Origin of the sequence: Cyanobium sp. L1E-Cus (genome assembly GCF_024345755.1) — a bacterium.
Lineage (GTDB): Bacteria > Cyanobacteriota > Cyanobacteriia > PCC-6307 > Cyanobiaceae > Cyanobium_A > Cyanobium_A usitatum.
The window spans coordinates 1-5,140 of the sequence record NZ_JAGQBS010000033.1 but is presented as its reverse complement, the minus strand read 5'-3'; the positions used below and the strand labels follow the sequence as shown (position 1 = coordinate 5,140).

8 protein-coding genes and 1 pseudogene are annotated in these 5,140 nt (G+C 60.9%); 5 read left to right on the top strand and 4 right to left on the bottom strand.

Features of this window, described 5'->3' with window-relative positions:
• The first annotated feature begins 229 nt into the window (after positions 1–229).
• Complete coding sequence (gene lepA / locus KBZ22_RS14250) at positions 230–2,038, top strand: translation elongation factor 4 (protein WP_106502140.1); 1,809 nt, start codon at positions 230–232, stop codon at positions 2,036–2,038.
• A gap of 39 nt (positions 2,039–2,077) precedes the next feature.
• Here lepA and KBZ22_RS14245 read toward each other — a convergent pair whose 3' ends face one another.
• Both KBZ22_RS14245 and KBZ22_RS14240 read right to left on the bottom strand, forming a co-directional pair.
• Positions 2,078–2,497: a DUF4351 domain-containing protein gene (locus KBZ22_RS14245; protein ID WP_255022481.1), complete on the bottom strand. Its 420-nt coding sequence runs from the start codon at positions 2,495–2,497 to the stop codon at positions 2,078–2,080.
• A 102-nt stretch (positions 2,498–2,599) separates the two neighbouring features.
• Positions 2,600–2,737: a hypothetical protein gene (locus KBZ22_RS14240; protein WP_255022480.1), complete on the bottom strand. Its 138-nt coding sequence runs from the start codon at positions 2,735–2,737 to the stop codon at positions 2,600–2,602.
• Between the two features lie 53 nt (positions 2,738–2,790).
• Here KBZ22_RS14240 and KBZ22_RS14235 point away from each other — a divergent pair, with 53 nt between their 5' ends.
• The 4 genes from KBZ22_RS14235 to KBZ22_RS14220 are packed head-to-tail and all read left to right on the top strand — an operon-like array spanning position 2,791 to position 4,775.
• Positions 2,791–3,297, top strand: a complete 507-nt coding sequence (locus KBZ22_RS14235; RefSeq protein ID WP_255022479.1) for a hypothetical protein — start codon at positions 2,791–2,793, stop codon at positions 3,295–3,297.
• Positions 3,294–3,701, top strand: coding sequence for a hypothetical protein (locus KBZ22_RS14230; protein WP_255022478.1), 408 nt, complete (start codon positions 3,294–3,296; stop codon positions 3,699–3,701). The genes KBZ22_RS14235 and KBZ22_RS14230 overlap by 4 nt, the downstream gene beginning before the upstream one ends.
• The gene (locus tag KBZ22_RS14225; protein ID WP_255022477.1) at positions 3,688–4,200 is read left to right on the top strand and encodes a GspH/FimT family pseudopilin; all 513 of its coding nucleotides are present in this window, start codon (positions 3,688–3,690) and stop codon (positions 4,198–4,200) included. The genes KBZ22_RS14230 and KBZ22_RS14225 overlap by 14 nt, the downstream gene beginning before the upstream one ends.
• Positions 4,197–4,775 carry a prepilin-type N-terminal cleavage/methylation domain-containing protein gene (locus KBZ22_RS14220; RefSeq protein WP_255022476.1) on the top strand — a complete coding sequence of 193 codons (579 nt, stop codon included), beginning with the start codon at positions 4,197–4,199 and terminating at the stop codon, positions 4,773–4,775. The genes KBZ22_RS14225 and KBZ22_RS14220 overlap by 4 nt, the downstream gene beginning before the upstream one ends.
• Here the strand turns inward: KBZ22_RS14220 and KBZ22_RS14485 are convergent.
• Positions 4,723–4,842 carry a hypothetical protein gene (locus KBZ22_RS14485; RefSeq protein WP_396112198.1) on the bottom strand — a complete coding sequence of 40 codons (120 nt, stop codon included), beginning with the start codon at positions 4,840–4,842 and terminating at the stop codon, positions 4,723–4,725. The genes KBZ22_RS14220 and KBZ22_RS14485 overlap by 53 nt on opposite strands.
• A 36-nt stretch (positions 4,843–4,878) precedes the next feature.
• Positions 4,879–5,140, bottom strand: a pseudogene (locus tag KBZ22_RS14215) (hypothetical protein); the annotation flags it as partial.

Sequence of the window (5,140 nt, the reverse complement as noted above, 5' to 3'; positions counted from 1 at the left end):
AGGCTCAAAGCTACTCTCAAAGAGTAAGAAGAAGGTAAATTAGAGCTGGATCACCCAGAAATCCACCTATCTGCAAAATTGCTCTGTGCTGCCAGCGTGAAACCCTCGTTGACCAGAGCTTCCCTAGCAGATGGAGGCGATCCCTCGATTGGTAGGCCGGCTGGCCGTTTCGAACCAGGCTGCCGTCTCCTAGGCTGGCAGCAGCACCCATGAAGCCTCCGCCGGCGCGATGACCGACGTTCCCGTTCAGCGGATCCGTAATTTCTGCATCATTGCCCACATCGACCACGGGAAATCCACCCTGGCCGACCGGCTCCTGCAGGACACCGGTACCGTTGCGGCTCGCGACATGCAGGCGCAGTTTCTCGACAACATGGAGCTGGAGCGCGAACGCGGCATCACCATCAAGCTCCAGCCAGCCCGCATGGAATACACCGCGGCCGATGGCGAGGTCTACATCCTCAACCTGATTGATACCCCTGGTCACGTCGACTTCTCCTATGAAGTAAGCCGTTCATTGCAGGCTTGTGAAGGCGCTCTGCTGGTAGTAGATGCCAGCCAGGGGGTGGAAGCTCAAACCCTGGCCAATGTCTACCTGGCCCTTGAAAACAATCTTGAGATCATTCCTGTTCTCAACAAGATCGATCTGCCTGGTGCTGATGCAGACCGCATCGCTGAAGAAATTGAGGCAATCATCGGGCTCGACTGCTCCAATGCCATCCATTGCTCGGCCAAAACGGGGCTCGGAGTGCCTGCAATCCTCCAGGCAGTGGTGGATCGGGTGCCGGCTCCCGCCGACAAAGTGGCTGAGCCGCTGCGGGCCCTGATATTCGACTCCTACTACGACGCCTACCGGGGCGTGATCGTGTATTTCCGCGTGATCTCCGGCTCGATCAGCAAGCGCGACAAGGTGCTGCTGATGGCCAGCGGCAAGGTGGTGGAACTGGATGAGGTGGGCGTGATGGCGCCCGATCAGCGCCAGGTGGATTCACTTCATGCCGGCGAGGTGGGTTACATGGCCGCTTCGATCAAGGCCGTGGCCGATGCCCGCGTTGGAGACACCATCACGCTGGCATCCAATCCTGCCGCTGAGCCGCTGCCCGGTTACACCGAGGCCAAGCCCATGGTGTTCTGCGGCCTTTTCCCCACCGACGCTGACCAATACCCTGATCTGCGCGAAGCCCTAGACAAGCTGCAGCTCTCTGACGCAGCGCTCAAATATGAGCCCGAAACCAGCAGCGCCATGGGTTTTGGTTTCCGTTGTGGCTTCCTTGGCTTGCTGCACATGGAGATCGTTCAGGAGCGGCTGGAGCGGGAATACAACCTTGATCTGATCGTTACTGCGCCTTCGGTAATTTATCAGGTGAACATGCTTGATAACACCGTCATGATGGTGGACAATCCAGCCACTCTGCCAGACCCGCAAAAGCGTGAATCCATAGAAGAGCCCTATGTGAAGCTCGAAATCTATACCCCGAATATCTACAACGGCGCCTTGATGGAGCTGTGCCAAGAGCGGCGCGGTGAATTCATCGACATGAAATACATCACCACCGATCGGGTAACCCTCCACTACGAGATGCCGCTGGCGGAGGTGGTTACAGACTTCTTTGACCAGATGAAGTCGCGCACCAAGGGCTACGCCTCAATGGAATACAGCCTAATCGGCTACCGCAAAAATGAGTTGGTGCGTCTTGATGTATTGATCAATGCTGAAAAGGCCGATCCCCTCACCACCATCGTGCACCGCGATAAGGCCTACAACGTAGGCAAGGGTTTGGTGGAGAAACTCAAGGAGCTGATCCCCCGCCAGCAGTTCAAGATTCCAATCCAAGCATCAATCGGTAGCCGCATCATTGCCTCCGAAAGCATCAGCGCCATGCGTAAAGATGTGCTTGCCAAATGCTATGGCGGTGACATCTCCCGCAAGAAAAAGCTGCTGCAAAAGCAAGCTAAGGGCAAAAAGCGCATGAAGGCAATGGGCAAAGTCGACGTGCCCCAAGAAGCCTTCATGGCCGTGCTCAAGTTGAACCAGTAAGTTGCTGGTAATTGGGGTGATTTCGAGGGGTGATGGGTCTTAAAAAATTTGTCTCCTGAAATCTGTACAGGTTATACGTAATTCAGGAGAGTGCAGCGAACATTCGACAAGTTCGTGTTGTCCCTGAAAATCGAGCAGGGCTTCTGCCAAGGCTTCGAGTCGGGCTAGGGGTAGGGCTTCGATCTGGGAGGTGATGCTGCCCATGGCGCATGCCTCCGGGATAGATCGGCTTGGAAAGCGTTTCACCAAGATAGGGGCGATCACATCATCGAGTGTCGAGTCGATATTCGCGCTCTTTAAGTGCTGGTGCTGAAATGTGTAACCGGCGGCGTCAGCAGGAAGCCCCTCAACCAGCGACAGGATCCGGTCGGGATTGTTTTCGAACTGCTCAAGGAGTTTGTACAGCTGTACAAACTCCTTGAGAGTGCGGACAGAAAGGCCGATAGCCACGATCTCCATGAGGATCCGGTTTTGTGGAAGTCTTCGACAGTGCCTGTGCGTAGACAGCCCTAGGTGCCAGCACCAATGGCTGCGCTGTAGCTAACGGCGATCGCTTTGAACTTATCGATTGCAATAAACAGCACCGCAAAGCGGCTCAATGAAATGGCGCCGCTGCTCCAGCATCACTTTGGCGCGCATCAGCAACAGCGCTACCAGAACAACTGCCGTGAGCAGCAGCAGAGCCAATAGCAATTTCAAGGATTTTGCTGCCCGTGGGAACACTGATCGGGTCGTTGTGCGCCAGGTGCCCCATGGCCCGGTTTCCCCGTTCCTTAGCTATCCCTCCTCCCATGGCGGCTGGTTTTCTGCTGCCCCTCTCTGCCACAGCCTCGCTGCTACTTGTGCTCAGTAGCGTTTCGCTCCAGGCGGCGGCGCTGCAGGCCCGCAGCCAGGTGCAGGCCGGCCAGCGGTTGCGGCAGGCGGAAGATCGGTTGATGTCGGCGGCCCAACACCTGCTGGCGTCTCCAGCTAACCCCGTCGTGGGCCAAACCGGCCAGGTGGGCCCGGTGGCTTACCGCTTGGTGGCTTTCGACGGCCCCCATTGGGATGCCTTCCTTGCGGCCGGTGGTCTGCAGCGGGGCCGAGCTGCCGCCACCTTGGAGCTGCAGCCCACGGCGGAGCAGCCCCGTGCCCTGCGGGCGACCTATGGCCTGGAGCTGTCCCGCACCCTTACCCCTGAAGGCCCCGGCAGCCAGCAGCTGCTGGCAGTGCGGGAGCTGGGTTTGCGTGGTCGCACCAGCAATGGGGTGGCGCCATGAACTTGGTGGAAGCGATGGTGGCTTCGGCGATGTTTGTGACCTCGTCGAGTTGCTCCTTGCAGTTGTGGTCGAGTAGCGCCAGCTGGGCGCGCCAGGCGGAAGCGCAGCAGCAGCAGGCGGCCAAGCTGGAGGCAGCGCTCCTGGCTAGCCAGGCCCAGCTCACGGCCCTGGCCGGCACAGCGATTGCCGCTGATTGCACGGCTGCCAGCAGCTGGCTTGCGGCCCATTTGCAAAGCATGCCCAGTGGCGAGGGCCTCGTGCACCAGGTGAGCGCCGAACCCGGGGCACTGGTGCGGGTGTCGGTTAGCGACGCCAATGGCCTGGAGCGCCAGCGCTGGCTCAGCCCGGCGGCCTATGGGCTGTGCGGTGCCCAACCCCCGGAGCAGGGCGATGCAACGACCTGACTCTGGCTTCAGCCTGCCTGAGCTGCTGGTGACGGTGAGTGTGCTGGGCTTGCTGGCCAGCCTGGCCATAGACGGCGGCCAGCGCAGCCTGGCGCGGATGCGGGTGGAAACCACCAGCCGGAGACTGGGTTGGGGCTTAGAGCAGGCGCGCCGCCAAGCCCAGAGCCTGGGCCAGCCCTGCGCCCTCGAGCTGGGCCCCAGCGGTTGGCGCCAGCCCAGTGGTGGCAGCCTGCCCGGCTGCGGCGTGGCTGATGTTGAGCTGCAGCCCCATGAGGCCACCGGGGTGGCTATTGGCTCCAACTTGCCTGGGGCCTTGCGTTTCAGCAGCAACGGTTTGGTGCTGGATGGCGGCACGGTGGTGATCAGCGCAGCGGGCACGGAGCTGCGCCGTTGTTTGGTGATGTCGCTGCCGCTAGGGGTGGTGCGGCTGGGCCGCTACGAGGGCGGGCAGGGCGATTCGCCCAGCAGCAGCGCCTGCCGGGCCGAGGAGGCGTTGTGAAAGGGGAGCAAGGGTTTTCGCTGGTGGAGTTGCTGCTGGCCCTGGCGATTGGTTGCGGCCTCAGTGGCGTGATCCTGCAGGCGCTGGTGGCGGAGGGGGCCACGAGCCAGCGCTTTGGCCGGCTGCTGCGGGAGCGGGCTGTGGCCCAGCGCACCCTGGAGCTGGTGCGCGGTGATTTGCTCCAGGCGCGGGGCTTGGCCGATCCCGCCGGGCTGGCGCCGGCCTGCAACCTGGCGGGCCGCAGCGTGGTGCTGCATCTCGATACTGCCTCTGGCCCGATCACCTATTCATTGGGTAAGCCGGCTGAACCGATCTGGCGGGGCAAGGTGCTGATGCGCTGCGGACCGGCCTACGGACTGCATGGCGAGCTGGGCAGCGGCGCAGCCCAAAACCGGGTGGTGCTCGATGCGCTTGCGGCCAGCAATGGCTTCCGGGCCCAGCCCGCTGGCGCGGGGGTGCTGCAGCTGGAATTGGCGCAGGCCTGGGCCGATGGGGGGCGGCTGAGCTCCCGCTTGCCGGTGGCTATTGGGGAAAACACCGTACAAAACCAGACAGACCACGCTGGCGACAGCTGATGCAGTAGACGATGCGATTTTCAGCGTCGATGCGCCGATACCAATAGCCGGTTAAAGCATGACGCAGGGTGGATTTAGTCCTCCCAGGCCTCTGGGGAGAAAATCAGTTGCACGGCAGTAGGTCGTGTTCTTCTCCGCCACCGCTGTTTAGGCAGGCGATAGAGCGGAGCAGGCGCTGGGCGTTGGCAGGGCTGCGCAGAAGAAAGGTTGTTTCCTCCTCACCGCGGCGTGTGATCACTTGTCCCGTGTCAATCAGGTTGATGTGTGGCGTCAATCTGGTTGACCGGTAGAAGCGTTTGTTTTGAGCTCTGCTGATTCCTGAGATTGCAGTTGGGACCTTGATCGTGACCATGGCTGTCGCGACG